Source organism: Hydrogenophaga bisanensis (assembly GCF_042665135.1).
Taxonomy (GTDB): Bacteria; Pseudomonadota; Gammaproteobacteria; order Burkholderiales; family Burkholderiaceae_C; genus Hydrogenophaga; species Hydrogenophaga bisanensis.
In genome coordinates, this window is the sequence record NZ_JBHTBX010000010.1 from 104,660 (window position 1) to 128,170 (window position 23,511).

26 protein-coding genes are annotated in these 23,511 nt (G+C 64.1%); 16 read left to right on the forward strand and 10 right to left on the reverse strand.

The window, feature by feature from the left end; translation table 11 throughout:
- Window positions 1-9 precede the first annotated feature (9 nt).
- From ACFQNJ_RS14830 to ACFQNJ_RS14840, 3 genes are all read left to right on the forward strand, one after another.
- Window positions 10-978 (forward strand): DUF808 domain-containing protein, encoded by a 969-nt coding sequence (locus ACFQNJ_RS14830; protein WP_374639785.1) that lies wholly within the window; start codon window positions 10-12, stop codon window positions 976-978.
- 110 nt (window positions 979-1,088) lie between these two features.
- Complete coding sequence (locus ACFQNJ_RS14835) at window positions 1,089-1,628, forward strand: hemerythrin domain-containing protein (protein ID WP_382258979.1); 540 nt, start codon at window positions 1,089-1,091, stop codon at window positions 1,626-1,628.
- Window positions 1,629-1,688: 60 nt separating this feature from the next.
- The gene (locus tag ACFQNJ_RS14840; RefSeq protein ID WP_382258981.1) at window positions 1,689-2,060 is read left to right on the forward strand and encodes a hypothetical protein; all 372 of its coding nucleotides are present in this window, start codon (window positions 1,689-1,691) and stop codon (window positions 2,058-2,060) included.
- A 4-nt stretch (window positions 2,061-2,064) separates the two neighbouring features.
- On the opposite strand, the gene ACFQNJ_RS14845 is transcribed toward ACFQNJ_RS14840, so the two are convergent.
- Window positions 2,065-4,044 carry a peptidase U32 family protein gene (locus ACFQNJ_RS14845; protein ID WP_382258983.1) on the reverse strand — a complete coding sequence of 660 codons (1,980 nt, stop codon included), beginning with the start codon at window positions 4,042-4,044 and terminating at the stop codon, window positions 2,065-2,067.
- 93 nt (window positions 4,045-4,137) lie between these two features.
- Between ACFQNJ_RS14845 and ACFQNJ_RS14850 the strand changes: the two genes are divergently transcribed.
- A complete protein-coding gene (locus ACFQNJ_RS14850) occupies window positions 4,138-4,884 on the forward strand; it encodes an alpha/beta fold hydrolase (protein WP_382258985.1) in 747 nt (248 codons plus the stop codon).
- 52 nt (window positions 4,885-4,936) lie between these two features.
- On the opposite strand, the gene ACFQNJ_RS14855 is transcribed toward ACFQNJ_RS14850, so the two are convergent.
- The 6 genes from ACFQNJ_RS14855 to ACFQNJ_RS14880 form a co-directional block, all read right to left on the reverse strand.
- A complete protein-coding gene (locus ACFQNJ_RS14855) occupies window positions 4,937-5,584 on the reverse strand; it encodes a GntR family transcriptional regulator (RefSeq protein WP_382258987.1) in 648 nt (215 codons plus the stop codon).
- Complete coding sequence (locus ACFQNJ_RS14860; protein ID WP_382258989.1) at window positions 5,581-6,957, reverse strand: aspartate aminotransferase family protein; 1,377 nt, start codon at window positions 6,955-6,957, stop codon at window positions 5,581-5,583. The genes ACFQNJ_RS14855 and ACFQNJ_RS14860 overlap by 4 nt, the downstream gene beginning before the upstream one ends.
- A gap of 16 nt (window positions 6,958-6,973) precedes the next feature.
- Window positions 6,974-8,320 (reverse strand): glutamine synthetase family protein, encoded by a 1,347-nt coding sequence (locus tag ACFQNJ_RS14865; RefSeq protein ID WP_374639777.1) that lies wholly within the window; start codon window positions 8,318-8,320, stop codon window positions 6,974-6,976.
- 147 nt (window positions 8,321-8,467) lie between these two features.
- Complete coding sequence (locus tag ACFQNJ_RS14870) at window positions 8,468-9,250, reverse strand: peptidylprolyl isomerase (protein WP_382258991.1); 783 nt, start codon at window positions 9,248-9,250, stop codon at window positions 8,468-8,470.
- A gap of 124 nt (window positions 9,251-9,374) precedes the next feature.
- On the reverse strand, window positions 9,375-9,659 hold the full coding sequence (locus ACFQNJ_RS14875) for a BolA family protein (RefSeq protein WP_382258993.1): 285 nt from the start codon (window positions 9,657-9,659) through the stop codon (window positions 9,375-9,377).
- 23 nt (window positions 9,660-9,682) lie between these two features.
- Entirely contained in the window at window positions 9,683-10,231 is a 549-nt protein-coding gene (locus ACFQNJ_RS14880; RefSeq protein WP_374639774.1) for a septation protein A, read from the reverse strand.
- 135 nt (window positions 10,232-10,366) lie between these two features.
- Here ACFQNJ_RS14880 and ACFQNJ_RS14885 point away from each other — a divergent pair, with 135 nt between their 5' ends.
- The 3 genes from ACFQNJ_RS14885 to ACFQNJ_RS14895 all read left to right on the forward strand — a co-directional run bounded on the left by ACFQNJ_RS14885 (window position 10,367) and on the right by ACFQNJ_RS14895 (window position 12,484).
- Window positions 10,367-10,837, forward strand: coding sequence for a hypothetical protein (locus tag ACFQNJ_RS14885; RefSeq protein WP_374639773.1), 471 nt, complete (start codon window positions 10,367-10,369; stop codon window positions 10,835-10,837).
- Window positions 10,838-10,900: 63 nt separating this feature from the next.
- Complete coding sequence (locus ACFQNJ_RS14890) at window positions 10,901-11,884, forward strand: YcjF family protein (RefSeq protein ID WP_382258996.1); 984 nt, start codon at window positions 10,901-10,903, stop codon at window positions 11,882-11,884.
- 90 nt (window positions 11,885-11,974) lie between these two features.
- On the forward strand, window positions 11,975-12,484 hold the full coding sequence (locus tag ACFQNJ_RS14895) for a hypothetical protein (RefSeq protein ID WP_382258998.1): 510 nt from the start codon (window positions 11,975-11,977) through the stop codon (window positions 12,482-12,484).
- Between the two features lie 22 nt (window positions 12,485-12,506).
- Here ACFQNJ_RS14895 and ACFQNJ_RS14900 read toward each other — a convergent pair whose 3' ends face one another.
- The gene (locus ACFQNJ_RS14900; protein WP_382259000.1) at window positions 12,507-13,643 is read right to left on the reverse strand and encodes an iron-containing alcohol dehydrogenase; all 1,137 of its coding nucleotides are present in this window, start codon (window positions 13,641-13,643) and stop codon (window positions 12,507-12,509) included.
- Between the two features lie 119 nt (window positions 13,644-13,762).
- On the opposite strand from ACFQNJ_RS14900, the gene ACFQNJ_RS14905 reads away from it, so the two are divergent.
- Window positions 13,763-14,749, forward strand: a complete 987-nt coding sequence (locus ACFQNJ_RS14905; protein WP_382259002.1) for an alpha/beta hydrolase — start codon at window positions 13,763-13,765, stop codon at window positions 14,747-14,749.
- Between the two features lie 2 nt (window positions 14,750-14,751).
- On the opposite strand, the gene ACFQNJ_RS14910 is transcribed toward ACFQNJ_RS14905, so the two are convergent.
- Together ACFQNJ_RS14910 and ygfZ are read right to left on the reverse strand one after the other, a co-directional pair.
- Entirely contained in the window at window positions 14,752-15,573 is an 822-nt protein-coding gene (locus ACFQNJ_RS14910) for an NRDE family protein (protein WP_382259004.1), read from the reverse strand.
- A gap of 12 nt (window positions 15,574-15,585) precedes the next feature.
- Window positions 15,586-16,533: a CAF17-like 4Fe-4S cluster assembly/insertion protein YgfZ gene (gene ygfZ / locus ACFQNJ_RS14915; protein ID WP_382259006.1), complete on the reverse strand. Its 948-nt coding sequence runs from the start codon at window positions 16,531-16,533 to the stop codon at window positions 15,586-15,588.
- Window positions 16,534-16,649: 116 nt separating this feature from the next.
- Here ygfZ and mltG point away from each other — a divergent pair, with 116 nt between their 5' ends.
- The 8 genes from mltG (at window position 16,650) to ACFQNJ_RS14955 (ending at window position 23,434) form a co-directional block, all read left to right on the forward strand.
- Window positions 16,650-17,657 carry an endolytic transglycosylase MltG gene (mltG, locus tag ACFQNJ_RS14920; RefSeq protein ID WP_382259008.1) on the forward strand — a complete coding sequence of 336 codons (1,008 nt, stop codon included), beginning with the start codon at window positions 16,650-16,652 and terminating at the stop codon, window positions 17,655-17,657.
- Window positions 17,658-17,672: 15 nt separating this feature from the next.
- Complete coding sequence (gene tmk / locus ACFQNJ_RS14925; RefSeq protein WP_382259010.1) at window positions 17,673-18,323, forward strand: dTMP kinase; 651 nt, start codon at window positions 17,673-17,675, stop codon at window positions 18,321-18,323.
- Window positions 18,324-18,341: 18 nt separating this feature from the next.
- Entirely contained in the window at window positions 18,342-19,382 is a 1,041-nt protein-coding gene (locus ACFQNJ_RS14930) for a DNA polymerase III subunit delta' (protein ID WP_382259012.1), read from the forward strand.
- A complete protein-coding gene (locus ACFQNJ_RS14935) occupies window positions 19,379-19,741 on the forward strand; it encodes a PilZ domain-containing protein (RefSeq protein WP_374639763.1) in 363 nt (120 codons plus the stop codon). The genes ACFQNJ_RS14930 and ACFQNJ_RS14935 overlap by 4 nt, the downstream gene beginning before the upstream one ends.
- A gap of 62 nt (window positions 19,742-19,803) precedes the next feature.
- Complete coding sequence (locus ACFQNJ_RS14940) at window positions 19,804-20,619, forward strand: TatD family hydrolase (protein WP_382259013.1); 816 nt, start codon at window positions 19,804-19,806, stop codon at window positions 20,617-20,619.
- A gap of 126 nt (window positions 20,620-20,745) precedes the next feature.
- The gene (locus tag ACFQNJ_RS14945) at window positions 20,746-21,321 is read left to right on the forward strand and encodes an ankyrin repeat domain-containing protein (RefSeq protein WP_382259015.1); all 576 of its coding nucleotides are present in this window, start codon (window positions 20,746-20,748) and stop codon (window positions 21,319-21,321) included.
- A 96-nt stretch (window positions 21,322-21,417) separates the two neighbouring features.
- Window positions 21,418-21,906 carry a tripartite tricarboxylate transporter TctB family protein gene (locus ACFQNJ_RS14950; RefSeq protein ID WP_382259017.1) on the forward strand — a complete coding sequence of 163 codons (489 nt, stop codon included), beginning with the start codon at window positions 21,418-21,420 and terminating at the stop codon, window positions 21,904-21,906.
- A 16-nt stretch (window positions 21,907-21,922) separates the two neighbouring features.
- On the forward strand, window positions 21,923-23,434 hold the full coding sequence (locus ACFQNJ_RS14955) for a tripartite tricarboxylate transporter permease (protein ID WP_382259019.1): 1,512 nt from the start codon (window positions 21,923-21,925) through the stop codon (window positions 23,432-23,434).
- Window positions 23,435-23,511 lie beyond the last annotated feature (77 nt).

Genomic DNA, 23,511 nt, shown 5'->3' on the forward strand with positions numbered 1-23,511 from the left:
GAAACACCGATGGCTTCCAGCCTGCTCGCACTCATCGACGACATTGCCACCTTGCTGGACGATGTGGCGGTGATGACCAAAGTGGCCGCTCGCCAGGGCATGGCTGCTGCCGACGACGTGGCTGCCATGACACAGATGGCGGCCAAGAAGACCGCCGGTGTACTGGGTGATGACCTGGCGCTCAACGCGCAGCAGGTCACCGGCGTCAATGCCGATCGCGAGCTGCCCGTGGTCTGGGCAGTGGCCAAGGGTTCCCTCCTGAACAAGGCCATCCTGGTGCCGGCCGCGCTGGCCATCAGTGCCTTTCTGCCCTGGCTGATCACCCCGCTGCTCATGCTGGGCGGTCTGTTTCTCTGCTTTGAAGGTGCAGAGAAGCTGCTGCACAAGTTTTTCCACGCCAAGGCCGAGGACGACGCTCACCACGCCGAACTGGTCAAGGCGGTGGCTGACGAGCAGGTCGACCTCGTCGCCTTCGAGAAGGACAAGGTCAAGGGAGCCATCCGCACCGACTTCATCCTGTCGGCGGAAATCATCGTCATCACCCTGGGTACCGTCGCAGCCGCGAGCTTCGCCCAGCGCGTATCTGTGTTAGTGGGCATCTCCATCCTCATGACGGTCGGCGTGTATGGTCTGGTGGCGGGTATCGTCAAGCTCGACGATGCCGGGTTGCGCCTGAGCCGCAGCGCGTCGGGAGCAGCACAGGCCTTCGGCCGAGGTCTGCTGGCCTTTGCGCCCTGGCTGATGAAGGCGCTGTCAGTGTTGGGCACGGCGGCCATGTTCCTCGTTGGCGGCGGCATCCTGCTACATGGCGTGCCTGCGCTGGGCCACGCGGTCGAGCACTGGGCCGAGGGCATGGGCTGGGTGGGTGGACTGATCAGCAACCTGGCCGGTGGTGTGGCTGGCGTGCTGGCCGGAGCCGTGGTGGTTCTGATCGTCACCACCATCCAGCGGATGCGCGGCGGCAGCAACAGCCATTGACATGCATCAAGGTGAGTTGGATGGCGCAGCCTAGACTGGCGTCATGCCAATCATGAGTGTGCTGTGCATTAAATCGGACACCGTGATCGGCCATGACCAAAGGAGCCACCATGTCCGACAACACCCCCATTGATACCGATGCCCCGCTGACCAATTTCAACAACTGCCATGTGGGCATCGTCAGGCGGCTCAAGGCCCTGGATGAACTGCCTGCATTGCTGGAGCCGGCCGCGCGTGCCCGCCAGATTGCCGAACAGTCGCTGGAGTTCTTCCGGGAAGCCATCTTCGAACACCACCTGGAAGAGGAGCGCGAACTGTTCCCGGCGGTCATTGCCAGTGCTCAAACGGGTGATGAGTTGCAGCGTGTCAAGGCCCTGGCACAACGCCTGACCGACGAGCACCGTGCCATCGAGAAGCTCTGGAAAAGCCTGGAAAAAGGGCTCAAGCAGGTGGCCAAGGGGCATGGTACCGAGCTGGACATCAGCGATCTGCACCGCCTGGTGACCGAGTACCAGGCCCACGCGCACTTCGAAGAGACCGAATTCCTGCCGCTGTCGGAAAAGATCCTCGGGCGCAACAGCAACCACATGGCTGCGCTGGGACTGAGTCTGCACATGCGACACGCCAAGCCCGTCAACGCCTACATCTGATCAGGCCGCAAGATCCCCTGGAAGGGCTGGGCTTCATGGTCTGGGGTACAGTCCCCGGCCATGAAAATCATGACATCACGGTCAGTGCAGGACGTTCCAGAGCACTGGCACAGCGAAGGCGCAGACGGCGTCGCGGTGCTCAGCATTCCGGGCCTCAACGGGCGGCCTCGTGTTTTTGATGTGGACGCCAGCCTGACCGTGGACGTCCCTGAACAAGCAGCCAATGCCTGGCTGGAACTGACGGTCGAGTTCGATGGCCAGCGACAGTGGTCCCGCCGCATCCAGGCGCACAATCCCGGGCAGACGGACAGCCTGGACTACCATCAGAGAATTCGTCTGGAGGCTGAGCAGGGCATCCGTATCCGGGCCGTGGCTCAACTCCATGGCGTGCGTCTGCGGCAACTGCTGCTCGAGGCGCGGGAAGACGCCTGAGGGCTCAGGCTGGGGTCGCCGGCCGCGTCCGGTAGAACTTGACCGGGCTGGACGGCACCGCGTTCATCACGCTGCGCTTGATCTTGCCCACCACATGCATTTCGCAGGGCTTGCAGTCGAATCGAAGCGTCAGCTTTTCCTTGCCGTTGATCAGCTGCATGGGCTCTGCCTTGACCGTACCTTGCACTCCGGTCACGCCCTTGGCCTGCTTGGGGCAAAGGCTCAGGCTGAAGCGCACGCAGTGCTTGGTGATCATCAGGCTGACTTCGCCTTCTTCTTCGTGGCTCTCGTAGGCGGCCGCGATCACCTTCACGCCGTGTTTGGCGTAGAAGTCGCGCGCCTTGTGGTTGAACACGTTGGCCAGGTAGCTGAGCGTGTCTTCGGGGTAGGGCACGGGCGGCTCGACGGGCTTCGCACGCGGCAGGCGGTGCCAGGCGGCGGCGCGGGTGGCTTCCAGCCTCTCCACCGCTTCGCGGCGCAGGGCGTTGAGCTGCGAAGCCGGTACGAAGCGCGGGCCGTTCAGGTTCAGCGCCACGTCCAGCGGCTGGAACAGCGTGTCGCCCAGGCGTGAGAGGTTCTCTCTCAGCCTGTTCTCGGCCTGGTTCGGGTCTTTGGCGTCCTGCAGCGGGCCGGGCAGGGTGGCCTGTCCACTGTGGCCATCTTCGTCCGTCACCGTCAGGGTGAGGCCACTGGCAGATTCTTCCAGCCGCAGCCAGGCGCCGATGCGGCGCTCAGCGGATTTCTTCTCCAATCCGCGCACCCAGTCCATGTCGCGGTTGCGGTTGACCTGCACGCCCTTGCGCAAGTCCTTGAACCCCTCCATCGGATCCTTCGGGAACACCCGCCACAGGCCTTTCTTGTTGACCGCTTCGGCGCGGTTGATCTGCAGGCCCACCAGTTCCTTCTGCAGGTCCAGGTAACACAGGCCGTCACCATTGTGGATCACGGTGGCCGGGTCGTCGGTCTGCAGTTCGACGAAATTGGCACCGGTGGCGGTCACATAGCCGATGGGACGACCTGGGTTCTTGGGTGTGTCGAAAGCGCCGATGTCTTCCTTGCGGCCATTGACGAAGTAGTCGGTGAACTCGCGGTTGAAGTTCTGGTCGGGGTCTGGCCGGAAGAAGAAGGTGCACTCGCCGCTGCTGGCGCGGCCGAGTTCCGGGCGCTCTGCCAGGATGTCGTCCAGCAGCACGCGATAGTGCGCAGTGATGTTCTTGACATAGGCCATGTCCTTGTAGCGGCCTTCGATCTTGAAGCTGCGAACACCGGCGTCGATGATCTGGCGCAGGTTGTCACTCTGGTTGTTGTCTTTCATCGAGAGCACGTGCTTGTCGTGCGCGACGATGCGGCCCTGGCTGTCTTTCACTTCGTAGGGCAGGCGGCAGGCCTGCGAGCAATCGCCTCGATTGGCGCTGCGCCCCGTGTGGGCATGGCTGATGTAGCACTGGCCGCTGTAGGCCACGCAGAGAGCGCCGTGCACGAAGAATTCGAGGATGGCTCGGCCGGGCGCGTCCTTCGGGCCGAGCGCGGCGTCGATGGCGGCGATCTGCTGCAGCGTCAGTTCGCGCGCCAGCACGATCTGGCTCAGGCCCGCATCCTGCAGGAATCGGGCCTTTTCGGGCGTGCGGATGTCGGTCTGGGTGCTGGCGTGCAGCTGGATCGGCGGCAGGTCGATTTCCAGCAGGCCCATGTCCTGGATGATCAGCGCGTCCACCCCCGCGTCGTACAGCTGCCAGGCCAGTTTTCGCGCTGGCTCCAGCTCGTCGTCGCGCAGGATGGTGTTCATTGTCACGAAGATGCGGCTGTTGAAACGGTGTGCGTGCTGCACCAGTCGCGCGATGTCCTGCACGCTGTTGTCCGCCGTCGCACGGGCGCCGAAGCCAGGCCCGCCGATGTAGACCGCATCGGCCCCATGGTTCACCGCCTCAATGCCTATCTCGGCGTCACGGGCGGGGGCAAGCAGTTCGAGCTGGTGGGGCAACATGGTGGGGATGTCCGAAGAAAGGCGCCTGGCCCGCCAGGGGCGGACGATGAAGGCAGAATGCGGGCTAACCCTGTATTGTCCCGGAGATCGAGCATGTCTGCATCCGATGCAATGGCGGATACCGCCATCGTTCTGGTTCATGGTGCCTGGCATGGCGCCTGGTGCTGGAAGAGGGTGCTGCCGCTTCTGCGGGGTGCGGGGATCGAAACGCATGCGGTCACCTTGACGGGCGTGGGCGAACGAGCCCACCTGCTTTCTGCAGATGTCGATCTGCACACGCACATCCAGGACGTGGTCGGGCTGATCGAGGCAGAGGAGCTGCGTCGTGTGGTGCTGGTGGGGCACAGCTACGGCGGCATGGTCATCACGGGTGTGGCAGACCGGCTCGAGCGTGACCAGCCCGGCCGGCTGGCCCGCCTCGTCTATCTGGATGCTTCAGTACCCAGCCCGGGCGACAGTTGGAGCACCCCGCACCCGCCGGAAACCCGTCAGGCCAGAATCGATGCGGCCACCGCCAGTGGTGGACTGAGCTTTCCGCCGCCCGATGCCACCGTCTTCGGTCTGGAGGGGGAGGACCGTGTGTGGGTCAACCGCCGCCAGACACCTCAGCCGTTCCGGGTTTACCAGCAGCCGCTGGAGTTCGATGCCGCCCGGGTGGCCTCATTGCCGCGCACCTTCATCGACTGCAATCGACCGGCGCTGCCCACGATCGCCGCCGCCAGGAAGCGCGTGCGCGAGGAGCCAGGCTGGCAGGTTTTTGAGCTGGCGACAGGACACGATCCCATGGTCAGTGAGCCTGAGGCCCTCGCGTGGATGCTACTGGCGATTTCGAGGGCATGAATCCCTGCGTCAGCGGCCGGTCCGTCGACGTGATCAGAGGCTCTGACCCCGGCTAGACACAGAACGGCCGAAGAAACTGGGCGGCCACAAAGAGATCGCGCTCGATGGCACGACGCACACCGGTACAGTCCCGGCGCAGCAGGGCCTGTATCGCGTCATCGTGGGCGTGATTGAGCACCGTGCTCGCACCCTCTGCGTCGAACAGGCGGTTGGACAGCGGACCGATCTTCAGCCACACCGTTTCGATGAGTGCCATCAACATGGGAGAACCGGCGGCCTGATAAAGACGCAGATGGAACAATTCGTTGGCGGCCAGGTAGTCCTTGCCGTCACCGCGTTCGAGGGCCTGCGCCATTCGCAGATCGAGTTCCTGCAAAGCGGCCACGCCGTCGGTGTCAATCCGGTGGGCGCCCCGTTCGGCAGCGGTGCCTTCGAGCATCAGGCGTGCGTCCAGCACGTCATCGAATTCGGCCACCGACAGTTTGGGCACAGTGACACCCGCGTGGGGGACATTGACCAGCGCCCCTTCGGCGGCCAGCCGCTGCAGCGCGGCTCGCACCGGCATGACCCCCAGGTTCAGACGCTGCGCAATGTCGTGGATTTTCAGCCGCTGTCCGGGCAGGACCTCACCCACGGTCAGCCACTGGCGCAACAGCTGGTAGGCGGCGTCCTGCCGGGGAGGAGAGGGCAGCGTTTTCACGACGGCGTGGTGATCTGGCGCAGCACCTGGTCCAGCGCACCGAGCAGGCTCTCCACGTCGGCTGCTTGCGTGCAGGGACTGATGAGCATCATGTTGTGGAACGGTGTGATCATCACCCCCCGGTTGAGCAAGCCGAGATGAAGGATGTGCTCGAGTTCACCGTCCAGGATGCGATCCGCCTCGCTGCCGTTGACTGGCGGCGTGGGGATGAACTGGAACTCGACACGCGCGCCGACCTGGGTGACACACCAGGGAAGGCGATACCGGGAGATCATTTCTTTCAGGCCGCGGGCCAGTTGCCCGGCCTGCGCCAGCATGTGGTCGTAGGCTTCGGACGTCATCACCTCGGTCAGCGCCGCCCGCATGGCCGCCATGGCCAGCATGTTGCCGGTCAGGGTGGTGCCGATGCCGCTGTGGCCGGGAGGCGCGCTGTGCTTGGCCTGCATGGCGCGTTCGGCCAGATCTGCGCTCATGCCATACACCGCGCAGGGCACGCCTCCGCCCACCGGTTTGCCCAGCACCAGGGCATCTGGACTCAGACCATGGGCGCGGGTGTAACCGCCCGGGCCCGTGCTGATCGTGTGGGTCTCGTCGAGCACCAGCAGCGCCCCATGGCGGCGGATCACTTCCTGGGCCTGTTCCCAGAATCCGGCGGCAGGCAACACCATACCGATGTTGGTCATCACCGGTTCGGCCAGCACGCAGGCCACGTCGCCGTCCGCAAGCGCCGCTTCCAGGGCAGGCAGATCGTTGAACTCGACCACAACCGTGTGTTCCAGCAGGTTGTGCACCTGACCGAGCAGACTGTCTCGCTGCACGGGCCGGCCGTCCACCAGATCGACAAACACGTCTTCGATGGTCCCGTGGTAACAGCCATTGAACACCAGGAGCTTGCTGCGTCCGGTGGCAGCACGGATCCAGCGCACGATGTAGCGGTTCGCATCGGTGGCGCTCATGGCGAATTGCCAGAATGGCAGTCCGAAGCGGCTGGCCAGCTGTTCCCCCACCACGGCGGCGTCCTCGCTGGCCAGCATGGTGGTGTAACCACGGCTGGCCTGCGCGGCCAGCGCCCGGGCCACCGGCTCGGGCGAGTGCCCGAACATGGCACCCGTGTCGCCCAGGCAGAAGTCCACGCGGGTGTGGCCGTCAACGTCCGTCACCTGTGCGCCGCTGGCGTGGTCCACATGCAGGGCAAAGGGCGTCCCCCAATCGCGCATCCAGTGAAGCGGCACCCCGAACAGCAGGTGCTGCTGGGCACGCTCGGCCAGGGCGGCCGACCGCGGATTGTTCCGGGTAAAGGCCTCCCGTTCAGCTTGGGCAAACGCCTGGGCACGGCCCCAGTCGATGCCCTGGCGGGTGTTTGGCTTGTGCATGCTCGTGTTCTCCGCTTCAGACCAGCAACAGCAGATGCTCGCGCTCCCAGGAACTGATCACGCGGTTGTAGGTGGCGTACTCCAGTTCCTTGACCGCCAGAAACGCGTCAATGAATGCGCCGCCCAGCACCTCTCGCAGCGGTTCACATTCGCGCATGCGGCGTATGGCGTCCTCCATGTGGCTGGGCAATTCGTGGTCCATGTCCCAGGCGCTGGATTTCATGGGCTCGCTGGGTTGGCGTCTTTCCATCAGGCCCAGGTAACCGGCAGCCAGGGTCGCCGCCATGGCCAGATAGGGGTTCACGTCCACCCCGGGGACGCGGTTTTCCAGGCGCCGGTTCGCGGGGTCGGACTCAGGCACCCGGATGCCGCAGGTGCGGTTGTCGTAGCCCCACTGGACGTTGATCGGCGCCGACATGAAGCGGGAAAGCCGGCGGTATGAGTTGACGTAAGGGGCCAGCATGGGCATCAGCTGGGGCACGTAACGCTGGAGCCCGGCGATGTAGTGACGGAAGTGCGGGGTCACCGCACCATCCTCGGGTGCGCTGAAGATGTTGTGGCCGCTGGCGCTGTCCAGAATGCTCTGGTGGATGTGCATGGCGCTGCCGGGCTCTGCCTCCATCGGCTTGGCCATGAAGGTGGCGAAGATCCCGTGCCGCAGCGCGGTTTCCCTCACGGTCCGCTTGAACAGGAAAACCCGATCGGCCAGCTCCAGCGGCTCACCGTGGGTGAAGTTGATTTCCATCTGGCCCGCGCCCGCTTCGTGGATGAGGGTCTCCACCCCCAGTCGGTGCACCTCACAGAAGCGCGAAAGCTCCAGGAAGAAGGGGTCGAAGTCATTGACCGCATCGATGGAGTACGACTGACGGCCCGCCTCGGGTTTGCCGGAGCGGCCCAGCGGAGGCTGCAAGGGTTCGTGCGGGTTTTGCTGGCGAGCCACCAGGTAGAACTCCATCTCGGGCGCGACCACGGGTTGCCAGCCTTGTGCCTCATACAGGGCCAATACCCGCTTGAGCACGCTGCGCGGTGACAAGCTCACCGGCGATCCGTCAAACTCCTCGCAATCGTGAATGACCACGGCCACCGATTCCGCAGCCCAGGGCACCACGCGGGCGGTGCTGGCATCGGGCACGCAGACCATGTCAGGATCGGTTTCGCCGACGTAGGGGGTGTTGTCGGGTTGTTGGCCATTGACCGTGTTCAGTAAGACACTCTTGGGCAGGCGCATCCGGCCAGCATTGAGAAACAGGTCCTTGGGCAGGATCTTGCCCCGGGCAATCCCCGTCATGTCCGGAATGACGCATTCCACTTCATGAATGCGGTGTTCGCTCAAGAAATCCTGAAGTGTGGTGGGGGTCGCCATGTGAGATATTTGATCAAATCGAGAAGCAAATTCTCACCGAAGTTCCATGAAACTCAAAATTTGATCAAATAATCGAGAGATCTCCTTGCACTGGCCGAAAAAAAACGCGGCTGTTGCCGCGTTTTCTGGGGACCGTGAGACCAGGCGTTACTGCACCTTGGCCTTGGTACGCAGCGATTGCTGGTATTCCTGCATCTTCTGCTGCTGCATCTGCTGTGCGATCTGGCCCTTGACTTCGTCGAAGCTGGGCAACTGTGCCTGACGGACGTCATCCACACGGATGATATGCCAGCCGAACTGGCTCTTGACCGGTGCGTCGGTCATCTGTCCCTTGTCCAGCTTGACCATGGCTTCGGAGAACTCGGTCACATAGCTGGCCGCATTGGCCCAGTCCAGGTCGCCACCGTTGGCGCCGGATCCGGGATCCTTGGACTTCTGCTTGGCCTGCTCCTCAAACTTGGCGCCACCCTTGATGGCAGCAATGATGGCCTTGGCCTCGTCTTCCTTTTCCACCAGAATGTGGCGGGCACGGTATTCCTTGCCGGCGTTGGCACTGGCGAACTTGTCGTACTCCGCCTTGATCTCGGCGTCGGTCACCGGGTTCTTCTTCTGCCAGTCGGCAAACAGCGCGCGGATCATGATGGTCTGACGCGCCAGTTCCATCTGGGCCTTGAATTCGGGAGTGGCGGCGATGCCGCGCTTGCCGGCTTCCTGCATGAACACCTCGCGCAGGATCACTTCTTCCTTGAGCTGCTCGCGCAGGGCGTCGTCCAGCGGACGGCCGGTCTGTGCCGTCACCTGCTGGGCCAGCGCATCGAGGCGGGCGGTCGGCACGGCCTTGCCGTTGACAATGGCCACGTTCTGCGCAAACGCAACCGGGGCGGCGCCGATCAGCAGTGCAGCGGCGACGGCGGACAGGGTGAACTTCATGAATTTCCTCAAAAGGGATGGAACGGGACAGATTGGAGCCGAGGAACCACCGAATGTGCTGTCCGCTCGACCGCAGATTGTGTCCAAATGTGAAAGCCAGGCCCCTGCGGAGCGACGGGCCGCATCAGGACACGATTTCGATGGCCAGCGCGTGCAGTCCCGCCTCCGTGTAGGAGCGCAGAGCATCATACACAAGCCGATGCTGGGCCACTCGGCTGCGGCCGGCGAACGCGGGTCCGCCGATCCGCACCCTGAAATGCGTGCCGTAGCCCAGGCCGTTGGCACCGGCATGACCGGCATGGGCCGCACTTTCGTCGATGACATCCAGGTGTTCTGGCGACAGGGCGCTGCGCAATGACGCCTCGATGGCAGAGGCCGTGGGAACGGGCAGGGCGGCGGGTGTGGACATGTGATGGACTGTGCTGAATCATGTCAGGACTGGCCGGCATCCTTGGGCTCGTCCTTGAGGTGTCGTGCAATGTACAGGCCCTGGCCAACAATGAAGATGACCGGAAACACATATCCCCACAGCTTGAAGTTGACCCAGTCTTCGGTGGAGTAAAAGGCCGCGACGTAGCCGTTGATGCCGGCCATGAACAGGAAGTACCCGATCCAGATCACCGTCAGGCGCCCCCAGACCGCGTCGGGCAGGGACAGCTGGCTGCCCAGCAGTACCTGCAGGAAGTTCTTCTTCCAGATCCACAGCGCCGCGCCCAGCACGATGGCCATGCTGGCGTAAAGCACGGTGGGTTTCCACTTGATGAAACGTTCATCCTGAAGCACCAGGGTCAGCACGCCGAAAACGATGACGAGCAGCAATGTGACCTTGTGCAAGGTCTGCAGCTTGCGGTCAATGGCGTAAATGAGGCCTGTCTGCACCACGGTGGCCGCCATCAGCACGGCCGTCGCGACATAGATGTCGTGCAGCTTGTAGGCGGCAACGAACAGGCCGATCGGGAAGAAATCGATGAGAAAACGCATTTGGCGATTATCCGGCCTGGGTGAAAACCCCCGGCGCGGCCCCCACAGTTTTTTCCTCTGGTGCCGATAAATAGCCTGTGACCCGCGGACTGGGCGAATGCTTGTCCGCGACATCATTGGAAAAAGGGTGATCGCATGAACGACGACGAACAGTTTGAAAACTTCAAGACTTCGCTGGCTGCCTTTCTTGAGCAGACCAACAGGCTGGTCGACTGGGTGCTCTCGGATGAGGCCACCAAGTCCCACCTCAGTCCCCTCGTGCCCTGGGTCAGCGAGGTGATGTCGGCTTCGATGGAAAGGGAGTTTGTCGAGAAAGTCGCTCTGGCCTACTGGTCGCGCATGGGCATGACATCCACGTCGTCCCCGGCGCGCCTGAAGATCATGGAACTGGACGGGCTTTCGACGGCCATTGGACAGTGCATGCCGGCCAGTGGCCACGCAGAGGCGGCACCGGGCCAGAGCATCCTGACCCGCCAGCAGACCCACCTGCTTTGGGTGTGCAGCCTGACGGTGGGCAGCCTGCTCGACGCCATTGGCGACATGTTCCCCCTGGTGCGCGGCATCCTTCGCTCGACCCAGGACGCGATCGACGTGGCTCGCAGCTGATCCCGAGGAACTCCGCAGCGGGGTGCTGGTCTACCTGCTTTGACCACAGGAGGACCTTTATTCATGGATGCCCGCGAACAACAATCGATCCTGACCATCGCCTTGCTGGCAGCTTTTGCCGACGGAGAAAAGGCGGACCACGAGCGGGAGGCCATCCGGCGGATGGCAGAGAGTCTGGGCCATGAGCCGGGTGGCACGGGGTTGGCAGGTATCTACCAGGACGTCCTGCTCAAGCGGGTGACGATGGCCGACGCTGCCAGTCACCTCAAAGATCTGGGGCAGCGGCAGTTGGCGTACGAAATGGCGGTCTGCGTGTGCGACGCGGACGGCCGCCAGAACGCGGCCGAGGCAAGCTTCCTTGCCCAGCTGCGTCAGACCCTGGCACTGGATCCCGGACAAGCATCGGAACTCGGGCGGCAGCCGGATGCCGTGGCGGATGCGGTCTCTGCCTCTTCGCCAGCGCAAGCGGTGGTACCGGTTGCCGCTGTGTCGGCCGTGTCAACCCCGGACACATCATCCGCCAGGGCAGCAGTCGACGCAGAACTGGACAAGTCCATCCTCAACCACGCCTTGTTGACGGGCGCGCTGGAGTTGCTGCCGCAGTCCTGGGCCTCCATGGCGATCATTCCCCTGCAGATCAAGATGGTGTACGGCATTGGCAAGGCCCATGGCGTTGAACTCGATCAGGGTCACATCCGGGAGTTCATCGCGGCCGCCGGTGTGGGCATCACCTCGCAATATCTGGAACAGTTCGGACGCAAGCTCATCGGCGGGCTCCTGGGCAAGTCCCTGGGCCGGACTGCGGGTGGCATCGGCCGCGCGGCCACGGGCATGGCCATGTCCTTTGCCACCACCTACGCTCTGGGGCAGGTGGCCAAGCGCTATTACGCGGGTGGGCGGGTCATGAGCACCGAGGTGCTGCGACAGAGCTTTCAGGAACTGCTGGGGCCGGCCCGCCAGATGCAGGAGCGCTACCTGCCGCAGATGCAGCAACAGGCGGCCGGGCTGGATGCAGCCAAGGTCATGGACCTGGTGCGAGGTCGATGAAACGGTACGTGGCGTTACAGAACAGCGCCACCGTTCGTGCAGAATCGCTCGAACCGGTGGGCCCGTCGCCCGCTGTCATTCGGAGAATCCATGAATATGCATGCCCATACCTCTTCGAGCGCCTGGCGCTGGATATCTGTCGCCGTCCTCAGCACAGCGCTGGCCGCTTGCGGTGGCGATGATGACCCACTGGACACCGACAATTCGTCCGACCCGGTGGCCAAGTACGTGGGTTCCTGGGAAAGCCGCTGTGTGGCCGACAGTGGCGCATCGGCGCGACTGCGCGCGGACCTGCGCAAGATCACACCGGACACGCTGGGCGGTGATGTCATTGCCTATGCCTATGCAGGAACCTCCTGCTCCGGCCCGGACCTGCGCGACAAGAAAGTGTTGTCCGACATGCGCATGACCCTGGTGGGCAACCAGCCCATCGCCGGCGTGACGGCTGACCGCTTCGTCGGCACCTCCGCCCAGGGCGAAGGCAAGGTGCTGATGTACACCAACGGCAGTACGCTGATGATCGGCGATCCCGATTCACCCGACAACGCGGACGGCTACCCCACCGAGTTCCTGGAAGAGAGCCTCTCGCGCATGAAATGACCCGGGGCGATCGCCGGATGCCTCACATGGAGGCGTCCAGCATCGCCCGGTAGTCGTCCTCGCTGGCCAGGCGAGGGTTGGTCTTGTGGCAATGGTCGGCCATGGCCCCCGCAATGATCCGGTCGTACCAGTCCCGCTCCACGCCCATGGCCGCCAGCCCGGTGGGCAGACCCAGGCGGGCGCTCATGTCCCGGATGGCATCAGGAATGTCTGTGCCGCTGGGTAGCCCCATGACCTGAGCCATCCGATCCAGGCGCTGCTCGCGCTGGATCGATTCGGCGCCGGCATTGAACCGCACCACGGCGGGAAGAAAGACCGCGTTGAGGGTGCCGTGATGCAGCCGGGGGTTGACGCCACCCAGGCTGTGGCTGAGGCTGTGCACGCAACCCAGGCCTTTCTGGAACGCCATCGCTCCCTGCATGGATGCGCTCATCATGTTCAGCCGTGCTTCACGGTCCGATCCGTCGCGGGTCGCCCGTTCAATGTGCATCCATCCCCGCCTCAGTCCATCAAGCGCGATGCCATCGGCGGGCGGATTGAAGGCAGGCGCCATGAAGGTCTCCATGCAGTGCGCGATCGCATCCATGCCCGTGGCCGCTGTCAGCATGGGCGGCAGGCCCAGGGTCAGTTCCGGGTCGAGCAGGGCGGTCCTGGGGACCAGATGCCAGCTATGGAAACCGAGTTTTCGGCCATCGTCCACGATCACGATCGCTCCCCGCGCCACCTCGCTGCCGGTGCCCGCCGTGGTCGGAATGGCAATCAATGGGGGCACTGCGGCGGTGATCTTCGGTGATCCACCCTCAATGGTGGCGTAGGTCTTGAGCGGTCCTTCGTGGGTAGCTGCAATGGCCACGCCCTTGGCGCAATCGATGGCGCTGCCGCCACCCAGAGCGATCAGGCCGTCACACCGTTGATCCTTGTAGACAGCAACGGCAGCACGCACGGCCGCCTCCGTCGGATTCGAGGGCGTCTGGTCAAAGACGGCCACCGGCATGCCGGGCAGGGCAGACAGTGTCTTGTCCAGCAGTCCCACAGCACGCACGCCTGCATCCGTCACCACCAGCGGCCGCCGGATGCCATGCCGCTCACACTCTGCGGACAGTTGCCCCAAAACGCCGAAATCGATCAGGATGTTGGTCACATAGAGGATCTGGGCCATGCTTGTCTCGCGTTATCGTTGGGGTTGGGAAGAAAACACGACTATACGGAGGGGCGACGGCCGATCCAAGTCATCGTTCCTGCCGCCCGTCACCCACCGGACAGCCATACCTGCACCGCATGTCACACCACGCCAACCCCCGATCCCTCCTGACGCCAGCCATGCGCGGCGTGCTTGACCGCATTGCCCGCGCGGGTCATCCACCAATGCACGCCCTCTCGCCAGATCAGGCCAAACGGGCCTACGAGGCTGGTGCAGGGGTGCTGGACATCCCGCCCCACAAGCTCGCGAGGGTGGAGGACCTGGCGATCCCCACACGGGACGGACACCAGATCCCCGCACGTCTCTATGCGCCGGCTAGGCCCGACCAGGGCATGTTGCCAGTGCTGCTGTACTTTCATGGGGGAGGCTTCACTGTCGGCAGTGTCGCCACCCATGATGCGCTGTGCCGCCACCTGGCACACCTGTCTCACGGTGCGGTGGTGTCGGTGGACTACCGGCTGGCACCACAATGGAAATTTCCCACGGCTGTCGAGGACGCCTGGGACAGTCTGGTGTGGCTGAGGGAACAAGGCCAGACGCTGGGTCTGGACACCACCCGGATCGCCGTCGGTGGGGACAGTGCCGGCGGCACCCTGGCCGCCGTCACCGCCATTGGCGCCCGTGACGATGACTGGCCGCTGTGCCTGCAACTGCTGTTCTACCCGGGCTGTGCGGGGCACCAGAACACCCCGTCACACCACACGTTCGCCAAAGGCTTCCTGCTGGAAGAAGCGCACATCAACTACTTTTTTGGGCACTACCTGCACACGCCAGCCGACCGTGATGACTGGCGGTTTGCACCGCTGGACGGACGGGGCGAGGACGGCTTCGAGCGGGATCTGGACGGCGTGGCGCCCGCGTGGATCGGCCTGGCCGAGTGTGATCCGTTGACCGATGAAGGGGTGCGCTACGCCGACAAATTGCGCATGTCGGGCGTGGCGGTGGACCTGGAAATCTACGCCGGCGTGGTTCACGGGTTCATCCAGTTCGGCCGCGCCATTCCCGAAGCGCTGACCTCGCACAACGATGCGGCGCGGGCCTTGCGGGCGGCCTGGCAACGGTGATGTCAACTCAGTGACCAGCGGGTGCTCACGGTAGGCGCCGCTGCCCACTCGTGCCGGCTGCCTGCCACATGGGTCCATTCCCGGAGCGAGGCGGTCAGTGGATCGCTTCCCGTCTGGATATCTCTTCGGATACAAAGCGTCAGGCTGCTGCGCGTTCCGTACCCGCGTGAGGGCATCCGGACGAACGGGCAAGCCAGGGCCGCCTCCACCTCGGGTGGCACGCCGGTGTCGGGCAGCAGGGCGGGCGTGGCCGGCATCTGATCCGCCAGCACGTCCACCGCAGACGAGAAGTTGGGATCCGACAGTGCCATCCTCAAACGTTCACTCTTGTGCCAGGGCGTGTTCAAGGAGGCGTTGGACAGCGCATAGACGCCTGGTTGAAGAGGGCGCCTGAACACGCCGGGACAATGATCCGTGTGGGGTGTGCGCGGATCCCGGTTGCTGACCCAGTGCCAGTCCTCACCCGCCCAGTCGCCCACCACCAGATTGAAGCCGCCATAAGCGGCCGCATCCAGCGTGGACAGCCAGTCATCGAAGGGTTGTTCGCTGCCCAGCCACCCGGCCACCAGCGCTCCCCTCGATCGATCGCCGGTGGCTGCCCCAGCGCTTCGCACGTTCGTGAGCATGGCGATCCGCCCCGTTTCTGACAGTCCGAGCCAGGTGCCGCCTTCCCGCAGATCGCGCCCGGCCAGGACCCGAATGCCATTCTCCAGTGTCCACGGGTGCAAGGCAGCGGTCGGCCGATCCAGGTACTCGTCGCGATTGGACGCCAGCCTCACCGGCTCCAGCGGGTCTGAGCCTATGGCAAAGGCGATCAGGCACATCGAACCAGTCGCTCAGATGTCATCCAGCAAGGGATAGGGCAGGGGCAGGACCCGCATCGGCGGCCCTCCTGCCGACCCGAGGTGCAGGGACCCGTCCTGGGCAGAACTGGTCTGCATCGACACCACCGCGTGCCAATTGCCCTGTGGCGAGGCGGCGCATGCCGCCACCGTTCCGGTGGGCTGCTCATCGTCGCTGCTGTGAAACACGTCCTGCCCGACAGACATGGGCTCATCGCAGACCACCAGGTAAGCCCGGCGCTTGAGGGTGCCCCGGAACTGGCTGCGCGCCACCACCTCCTGTCCCGGATAGCAGCCCTTCTTGAAGTTCACGCCACCCACCGATTCGTAGTTGAGCATCTGAGGCACGAACGCTTCGACGATGGGCGCACTGACCATGGCCACGCCGCTGATCACCTCCAGCCAGTTCCAGACCGCTGGAGACAGTTGCGGCCCAGGCGGTGCGTCGTGGCCGGTGGGCGCCACCCAGAGGCAGCGGTGCTGACCTGCGGCCGGACAAAGACCGATCCGGGCGATCCCTGGCGGAGCGTCCAGCTTCTGCCAGGCCTTGACTGTCCCGCCAGCCGCATCGCCGGCCTGACCCCACAGTTCGAAGGCATCCGTGGCGTCCGTCAGCCTGACTTTCGCCCGAAGCACAAACATGGTCAGGCGTTTGAGGGTCGCCGGCAACACATCGCGATGACAGACCAGCAGAATGTCATCGTGTGCCAGCTTGAATCCGATGAAGCTGGCCAGCATTCTTCCCTTGGCAGTACAAAATGCGGCCAGACGGGCCTCGGAGAGGCCAAGCAGCGAAAAATCCTGGGTCAGCTGCCCATGGAGAAACTTGGCGGCGTCTTCACCTTGGGCACGGATCACACCCCAGTCGGTCAACCGGGTGGAGCCATGAACCGGAGAAAACGCCAGGCCAGGGGTGACAGGAGATGGCGCGATGCTGTTCATGGTGTGGAGCAGGTCGGTCTTGCAAATGACTGTCGATTATCATGCGGAGCCTTCTCACGCTCTGGTTGGGCTGCCCCCTTGTCCCTGCCAGCTTCGCAGCCATCCTTTCCTGCCCGATGCGTACCCTGCTGGCCCTACTTCTTGCTGCAGCGCTCGCCCTTGCTGTGATCGCCGTCGGGGCGTGGTGGTGGCTGGATCAGCCCCTTCGCCTGAGACCGGATGTGTCGTCCGAGCCTGAACCCGAATTCACGATCGAGCGCGGCAGCTCGGCCCGTCAGGCGGCCAGTCAGGTGGTCCGGGCAGGGGCCGACGTGCCCGATCTCTGGCTGCACGCCTGGTTCAGGGTGTCGGGACAGGCCCGTTCGATCCAGGCGGGCACCTATGCGCTGACGCCTGGGTTGACGCCACGCACCCTGCTGGATCGCCTGGTGCGCGGTGAGCAGGTGCTGCGCAACATCACCCTGATCGAGGGTTGGACCTTCTCTGACATGCTCAAGGCCCTTGAGGCCAGTGAAAACCTCAGACAGGACCTCAATGGCCTGTCCCCCGGGCAGATCATGGAGCGCCTGGGCAGGCCAGGCATCCACCCCGAAGGACGCTTCTACCCGGATACCTACCGCGTCGCCCGCCACACGCCGGTATCGGTGGTGCTGCAGCAAGCCGCCCAGGCCATGGACAGGCAACTGGCCCAAGCGTGGTCGCAGAAACATCCGGACAGCCCGCTGCGCAGCCCCGAAGAAGCGCTGATTCTGGCCAGCATCATCGAGAAGGAGACCGGGTCTCCCGAAGACCGTGCGCTGATTGGCGGCGTGTTCAGCAACCGGCTGCGCATCGGGATGCGCCTGCAGACAGATCCCACCGTGATCTACGGTCTGGGCGTCCGATTCGATGGCAACCTGCGCAAAATCCATCTGCAGACCGACGGCCCCTACAACACGTACACCCGGGCAGGCCTTCCCCCGACCCCGATCGCCATGCCCGGGCAGGCCTCGCTGATGGCGGCGGTTCGCCCGGCATCGACGCGCGCGCTGTACTTTGTCGCCCGCGGAGATGGCAGCAGCCATTTCAGCGAAACCCTGGACGAACACAATGCCGCCGTGCGCCGCTACATCCTCAACCGCTGATCTCGACCGCCAAGCATGACCAATTCCACCCAGGGCCTGTTCGTCACCTTCGAGGGGATCGACGGTGCCGGCAAATCCACTCACATCGCCGGGCTGGCCGATGCCTTCCGCTCGGCGGGCAGGACGGTGACGCTCACCCGTGAACCAGGCGGCACACCGCTGGCCGAAAAGCTGCGCGCGCTGGTGCTCAACGACCCGATGGACCCCCTGTGTGAGGCCCTGCTGATGTTTGCCGCCAGGCGCCACCACCTGCTGGAGGTGATTGAACCGGCGCTCGCGCGGGGCGAAGTGGTGTTGTGCGACCGCTTCACCGACGCCACCTTCGCCTATCAGGGATACGGCCGTGGATTCGACTTGTCGGTGCTGGGTTCGCTGGAACAGTGGGTCCAGCACACCGGGCAGGATGGTCAGCCACTGCGCCAGCCCGATCTCACGGTCTGGTTTGACCTGCCACCGGAAGTGGCTGCCCAGCGACTGTCCCAGGCCCGCAGCCCCGACCGATTCGAAGCCCTGCCGACGGAGTTCTTTGCGCGGGTGGCCCACGGCTACGGTCAGCGTATGGCGGGCGATCCGCAGCGTTTTGCGCGCATTTCCGCCAACCAGCCGGTCGAGGCGGTCTGGCAGGAGGTGCAGTCGGTATTCCGCCTGCGCGGCTGGATTGCCTGATCCATTCGGTTGCCCATCATGCCGGAAACCACCAACTCCATGGCCCCCTGGCTGCAGCGGCAGTGCCAGCAGACACAGGGACACCGCGGTCACGCGCTCCTGCTGGCAGGACCGTCGGGACTGGGCCAGTACGACCTCGCGCTGGCATTGGCGCGCGCCTGGCTGTGCGAGCAGCCGGGAGAAGAGGGCGCCTGCGGCCAATGTCCCAGTTGCCATGCGATCGATGTGCGCACGCACGCCGACCTGTGCGTACTCATGCCAGAGACGGTGGCACTGGACCTGGGCTGGCCCCTGGACGAGGGAGCCCAGAAAGAGATTGACGACAAGAAGCGCAAGCCCAGCAAGTTCATCCGCGTCGAGGCAGCACGCCAGGCCATCGCGTTTGCCCAGATGTCCCACTCGCGCGGGTGTGGCAAGGTGGTGTTGGTGTTCCCGGCCGATCGCATGAACATCGAGTCGGCCAACACACTGCTCAAGACCCTGGAGGAACCGGTGGGCGACGTCCGGTTCGTGCTCGCCACCGAGGCCGCGCACCAGCTGCTGCCCACCATCCGAAGCCGCTGCCAGACCCACCTGATGCAGTGGCCCGACCCCGACGAGGCCGTGCCGTGGCTCGTGCAGCAGCTCCAGCAGCGCGGGGCACGCACCGACGTCGATTCCGCCCAGGTCCGCATCCTCCTGCGCGCCTGTGGCGGTCGTCCGGCCGATGTGCTGACGCTGGCAGCGCAGGGTCTCCGAGCCGATGTCTGGGACCGGCTGCCCGCGGCCATCGCCCAGGGCGACTGGAGCGCCATGAGCGACTGGCCGCCGGCGCGACAGCTGGACGTGCTGCAAAAGCTCTGCCACGACCTTCAGGCCACCGGCGCCGGCGGGGCACCCCGCTACTTCGAACCGGCCGCCCTGCCGACGCATGCGCATCCGCAGCGACTGTCCGCCTGGGCCAAGGAATTGATGCAGGCCTCTCGCACGGTCGAGCACCCGTTCCAGGCCGGTCTGCTTCAGGAAGCATGGGCGGCCCGTGCCCGGCAGGTGCTTTCCCGCTACACTAGGAATTCATGAGCACGCCCGCATCCACAGCGCCTCGCCCGAGCGTCATCCAGCTTTCCATCAAGGAAAAGGCTGCGCTGTACGCTGCGTACATCCCACTGTTTGCGGATGGGGGCATCTTCATACCTTCGACGCGGGAGTACCGCCTGGGCGACGACGTCTACGTGCTGTTGAGCCTGCCCGATGACCCCCAGCGTTATCCGGTGGCGGGCAAGGTGGCTTGGGTCACGCCTGCCAAGGCAGCCGGTGGCCGTACCCAGGGCGTTGGCATACGCTTTCCTGCCGACGAAAAATCCCGGCAACTCAAGGCCAAGATCGAAGACATCCTGGGGGCGCACCTGGCCTCGGACCGTCCTACCCAGACCATCTGACGCCCGCCAGGTACGCCGGCGTTGCAGCGCGGCGGGGCAGGCTGGTCATGCTGTCGTTCTTCATGTTCACCGACTCTCATTGCCACCTGAGCTTCCCCGAACTGCGCCATGACATCGCCGGTGTTCTGCAGGCCATGTCCTCGGCCGGCGTCGACCGGGCCCTGACGATCTGTACCACCCTGGAGGAATTTGAGGATGTCCACGCCCTGGCCGCTGGACATGCCCAGTTGTGGGCCACGGTGGGTGTTCACCCCGACAACGAGGGTGTGAGGGAACCCTCCGTGGACGAGCTTTTGGCGCTGGCCCGCCGGCCACGGGTGGTCGGGATCGGCGAAACCGGTCTGGACTACTACCGCCTCAATGGGCGGAGCGTGGCCGACATGGCCTGGCAACGGGAGCGATTCCGGGTCCATATTGAAGCAGCCCGGCGCGCCGACCTGCCGGTGGTCGTACATACCCGCAGTGCATCCGAGGACACCCTGGCCATGCTGGGCCACCACGGCGGTCTGTCCGCTGGCGACGATGCGCTTCCGGACCTGGCCCCATTGCGTGGTGTGCTCCACTGCTTCACCGAGACCGAGGCGGTGGCCCGCGCAGCCCTCGACATGGGGCTCTACATCTCCTTCTCGGGCATCATCACCTTCAAGAACGCCGCCGATCTGCGCGAGGTGGTTCGCCTGGTGCCCATGGACCGGATCCTGATCGAAACCGACAGCCCCTACCTGGCGCCGGTCCCCTACCGGGGAAAGACGAATTCCCCGGCGTTGGTCCCTTACGTGGCGGCCTGCATCGCCGACGTCAAAGGCGTGTCGGTCGAGTCCGTGGCGGAGTCCAGCAGCCGGAACTTCGAGGCGCTTTTCTCAGCTGTACTGAGTTGACTGCCTTGAAATAAATCAAGAATCAACATGAAGTTTGGTAAAAAGCTTTTTGTTTTTACTTGTTTTTTTTCTTCAGTCCTGTCGACAGCCTGGGCCAACTCGTTCGAGCGCTTCTTCACCGCGGCCATGCGCAACGACGAGTCCACGGTGATCGAGTTGACCCTGCGCGGCTTCGACCTGAACACCCGCAACGAAAAGGGTGAAACGGGCCTGACCCTGGCCATCCGCCAGGGGGCCACCAAGGTGGCCAACTTCCTGCTGGACCAGAACGTGGTGGACGTCAACAGCAAGAATGGAGCAGGGGAGACGCCACTGATGCTGGCCGCGATCAAGGGTGAGGTGGCGCTGGCCCGCCGACTGATTGTGGATCGCAAGGCGCAGGTGAATCATCCCGGATGGACGCCCCTGCATTACGCCGCCAGCAGCAAGGAACCAGCCAGTCGGGAAGTGGCCCGCCTGTTGCTGGAGCATCACGCCTATATCGACGCCGAGTCGCCCAACAAGACCACGCCCCTGATGATGGCCGCCCAGTACGGCCAGTTCGAGGTGCTGGAACTGTTGCTGGAAGAGGGCGCAGACGCCAGCCTGCGCAACCAGCAGGGGCTCAATGCCATCGACTTTGCCCGTCGCGCCGGACGGGAAGCCGCTGCCCGCCGGATTGCCGAGGCGGTCCGCGCGGCCCAGCCGACCGGACGCTGGTGACCTCGGGATCCGACTCACCGTAGGTGTAACCCACATGCCCGGCAGGGCTCCTCAGGCCCACAATCGGCCGGTTCCACCAATAAGAGGAGATCTCCCGTGGCACTGGCCAGTCAGAAAGACTTCTTCTCCGGGCTGATGTTCACCGCTGTCGGCGGTGCCTTCGCCTGGGGCGCACGTGAATACGAGATCGGGGAAGCGGCCCGCATGGGTCCAGGGTACTTCCCCTTTGTGCTCGGCATCCTGCTTGCCATCCTGGGGATGGTGATCATGTTCAAGTCATTCACCTCCGGACCTCCGGGCGGTGATCGCATCGGCGCGTTCGCATGGCGCCCCATGGTTTTCATCCTGGGGGCTAACCTCGCGTTTGGTGCCTTGCTGGCAGGTGTGCCTGCCTTGGGTTTGCCGGCTTTCGGTCTGGTGGTGGCCATCTATGCCTTGGTGGTCATCGCCAGCTTTGCACGTCCGGGCGCCAGCCTGAAGGAAAGCCTGATCCTGGCGACGATTCTGGCCGTCGGCTGCTATGTGGCCTTCGTGTATCTGCTGAAACTGCAGTTCCCCGTGTGGCCTGCCTTCCTGACCAACTGAACGGGGACCCTGTCATATGGAACTCATCGAGAACCTGACGCTGGGCTTCGGCGTCGCTTTCACTTTCCAGAACCTGGTCTACGCACTGGTCGGCTGCCTCTTGGGCACCCTCATCGGCGTGCTGCCTGGCCTCGGCCCGGTGCCGACCATCGCCATGCTGCTGCCCGTGACATACGGGTTGCCCCCTGTGGCCGCCCTCATCATGCTGGCGGGCATCTACTACGGTGCCCAGTATGGTGGCTCGACAACCGCCATCCTGGTGAACCTGCCCGGCGAATCGTCTTCGGTGGTGACCGTTATCGACGGTTACCAGATGGCCCGCAAGGGCAGGGCAGGCCCTGCGCTGGCCGCGGCGGGCATCGGTTCGTTCTTTGCGGGCTGCGTCGGTACCCTGGTCATCGCGGCATTTGCGCCTCCATTGACAGAAATTGCCCTGGAGTTCGGCCCGGCCGAGTACTTCTCGCTGATGATCGTGGGCCTGATCGGCGCCGTGGTGCTGGCCTCCGGTTCGCTGATCAAGGCACTCGCCATGATCGTCCTGGGCCTGCTGTTCGGTCTGGTCGGCACGGACGTGAACTCCGGCGTCGCCCGCTACAGCTTTGACATCCCCGAACTGACCGACGGCATCAGCTTCATCGTCATCGCGATGGGGGTGTTCGGCTACGGCGAGATCATCAGCAACCTGTCCCAGTCCGACGAGCAGCGCGAGGTGTTTACCGGCAAGGTCAAGGGCATCATGCCGACAGCCGAGGACTTCAAGCGCATGTTCCCCGCGGTGATCCGCGGGACGGCCCTGGGTTCGGCACTGGGCATCCTGCCCGGCGGTGGTGCGCTGCTGTCGGCATTTGCCGCCTACACCATCGAGAAGAAGACCAAGCTCAAGCCCGGTGAGGTTCCGTTCGGGCAAGGCAACATCCGTGGTGTCGCTGCCCCCGAGTCGGCCAACAACGCAGGTTCGCAAACGTCCTTCATCCCGCTCCTGACGCTGGGCATTCCGCCCAACGCCGTGATGGCGCTGATGGTGGGTGCCATGACCATCCACAACATCCAGCCGGGTCCGCAGGTGATGACCAGCAACCCGGAGCTGTTCTGGGGTCTGATCGCGTCCATGTGGATCGGCAACCTGATGCTGATCGTCCTGAACCTGCCGCTCATTGGCATGTGGATCAAGTTGCTGACGGTGCCGTACCGCTGGCTGTTCCCGGCCATCGTGCTGTTCTGCGCCATTGGTGTGTATTCGACGAACAACAACAACTTCGACATCTGGATGGTCGCGTTGTTTGGTTTCATCGGATACCTGTTCCTCAAACTGGGCTGTGAGCCGGCGCCCTTGCTGCTGGGCCTGATCCTTGGTCCGATGATGGAGGAATACCTGCGGCGTGCGCTGCTGATCTCCCGCGGTGACTGGTCGGTGTTTGTGACCCGTCCGTTGTCGGCCAGCTTGCTGGCGGTGGCTGGTCTGCTGCTGATCGTGGTGCTGTTGCCATCGATCAAGAAGAAGCGCGAGGAAGCCTTCGTCGAGGATTGATCCAAATCGACTCGTCACAGGAGAACCGAAGGACCCGGGTCCTTCGGTTTTTTCTATCTTTTAAATATTCCACGATG

What these genes read in the sequence shown, in the direction of transcription:
- ACFQNJ_RS14935 (WP_374639763.1), top strand. Translation starts at nt 19,379, where the DNA reads ATGAGCACGCCCGCATCCACAGCGCCTCGCCCGAGCGTCATCCAGCTT.
- ACFQNJ_RS14860 (WP_382258989.1), bottom strand. Translation starts at nt 6,957, where the DNA reads ATGCACAAGCCAAACACCCGCCAGGGCATCGACTGGGGCCGTGCCCAG.
- ACFQNJ_RS14865 (WP_374639777.1), bottom strand. Translation starts at nt 8,320, where the DNA reads ATGGCGACCCCCACCACACTTCAGGATTTCTTGAGCGAACACCGCATT.
- ACFQNJ_RS14890 (WP_382258996.1), top strand. Translation starts at nt 10,901, where the DNA reads ATGGATGCCCGCGAACAACAATCGATCCTGACCATCGCCTTGCTGGCA.
- ACFQNJ_RS14910 (WP_382259004.1), bottom strand. Translation starts at nt 15,573, where the DNA reads ATGTGCCTGATCGCCTTTGCCATAGGCTCAGACCCGCTGGAGCCGGTG.
- ACFQNJ_RS14940 (WP_382259013.1), top strand. Translation starts at nt 19,804, where the DNA reads ATGTTCACCGACTCTCATTGCCACCTGAGCTTCCCCGAACTGCGCCAT.
- ACFQNJ_RS14875 (WP_382258993.1), bottom strand. Translation starts at nt 9,659, where the DNA reads ATGTCCACACCCGCCGCCCTGCCCGTTCCCACGGCCTCTGCCATCGAG.
- ACFQNJ_RS14835 (WP_382258979.1), top strand. Translation starts at nt 1,089, where the DNA reads ATGTCCGACAACACCCCCATTGATACCGATGCCCCGCTGACCAATTTC.
- ACFQNJ_RS14870 (WP_382258991.1), bottom strand. Translation starts at nt 9,250, where the DNA reads ATGAAGTTCACCCTGTCCGCCGTCGCCGCTGCACTGCTGATCGGCGCC.
- ACFQNJ_RS14830 (WP_374639785.1), top strand. Translation starts at nt 10, where the DNA reads ATGGCTTCCAGCCTGCTCGCACTCATCGACGACATTGCCACCTTGCTG.
- ACFQNJ_RS14885 (WP_374639773.1), top strand. Translation starts at nt 10,367, where the DNA reads ATGAACGACGACGAACAGTTTGAAAACTTCAAGACTTCGCTGGCTGCC.
- ACFQNJ_RS14845 (WP_382258983.1), bottom strand. Translation starts at nt 4,044, where the DNA reads ATGTTGCCCCACCAGCTCGAACTGCTTGCCCCCGCCCGTGACGCCGAG.
- ACFQNJ_RS14945 (WP_382259015.1), top strand. Translation starts at nt 20,746, where the DNA reads ATGCGCAACGACGAGTCCACGGTGATCGAGTTGACCCTGCGCGGCTTC.
- tmk (WP_382259010.1), top strand. Translation starts at nt 17,673, where the DNA reads ATGACCAATTCCACCCAGGGCCTGTTCGTCACCTTCGAGGGGATCGAC.
- ACFQNJ_RS14880 (WP_374639774.1), bottom strand. Translation starts at nt 10,231, where the DNA reads ATGCGTTTTCTCATCGATTTCTTCCCGATCGGCCTGTTCGTTGCCGCC.
- ACFQNJ_RS14955 (WP_382259019.1), top strand. Translation starts at nt 21,923, where the DNA reads ATGGAACTCATCGAGAACCTGACGCTGGGCTTCGGCGTCGCTTTCACT.
- ACFQNJ_RS14900 (WP_382259000.1), bottom strand. Translation starts at nt 13,643, where the DNA reads ATGGCCCAGATCCTCTATGTGACCAACATCCTGATCGATTTCGGCGTT.
- ACFQNJ_RS14850 (WP_382258985.1), top strand. Translation starts at nt 4,138, where the DNA reads ATGTCTGCATCCGATGCAATGGCGGATACCGCCATCGTTCTGGTTCAT.
- mltG (WP_382259008.1), top strand. Translation starts at nt 16,650, where the DNA reads ATGCGTACCCTGCTGGCCCTACTTCTTGCTGCAGCGCTCGCCCTTGCT.
- ACFQNJ_RS14840 (WP_382258981.1), top strand. Translation starts at nt 1,689, where the DNA reads ATGAAAATCATGACATCACGGTCAGTGCAGGACGTTCCAGAGCACTGG.
- ACFQNJ_RS14895 (WP_382258998.1), top strand. Translation starts at nt 11,975, where the DNA reads ATGAATATGCATGCCCATACCTCTTCGAGCGCCTGGCGCTGGATATCT.
- ACFQNJ_RS14905 (WP_382259002.1), top strand. Translation starts at nt 13,763, where the DNA reads ATGTCACACCACGCCAACCCCCGATCCCTCCTGACGCCAGCCATGCGC.
- ygfZ (WP_382259006.1), bottom strand. Translation starts at nt 16,533, where the DNA reads ATGAACAGCATCGCGCCATCTCCTGTCACCCCTGGCCTGGCGTTTTCT.
- ACFQNJ_RS14930 (WP_382259012.1), top strand. Translation starts at nt 18,342, where the DNA reads ATGCCGGAAACCACCAACTCCATGGCCCCCTGGCTGCAGCGGCAGTGC.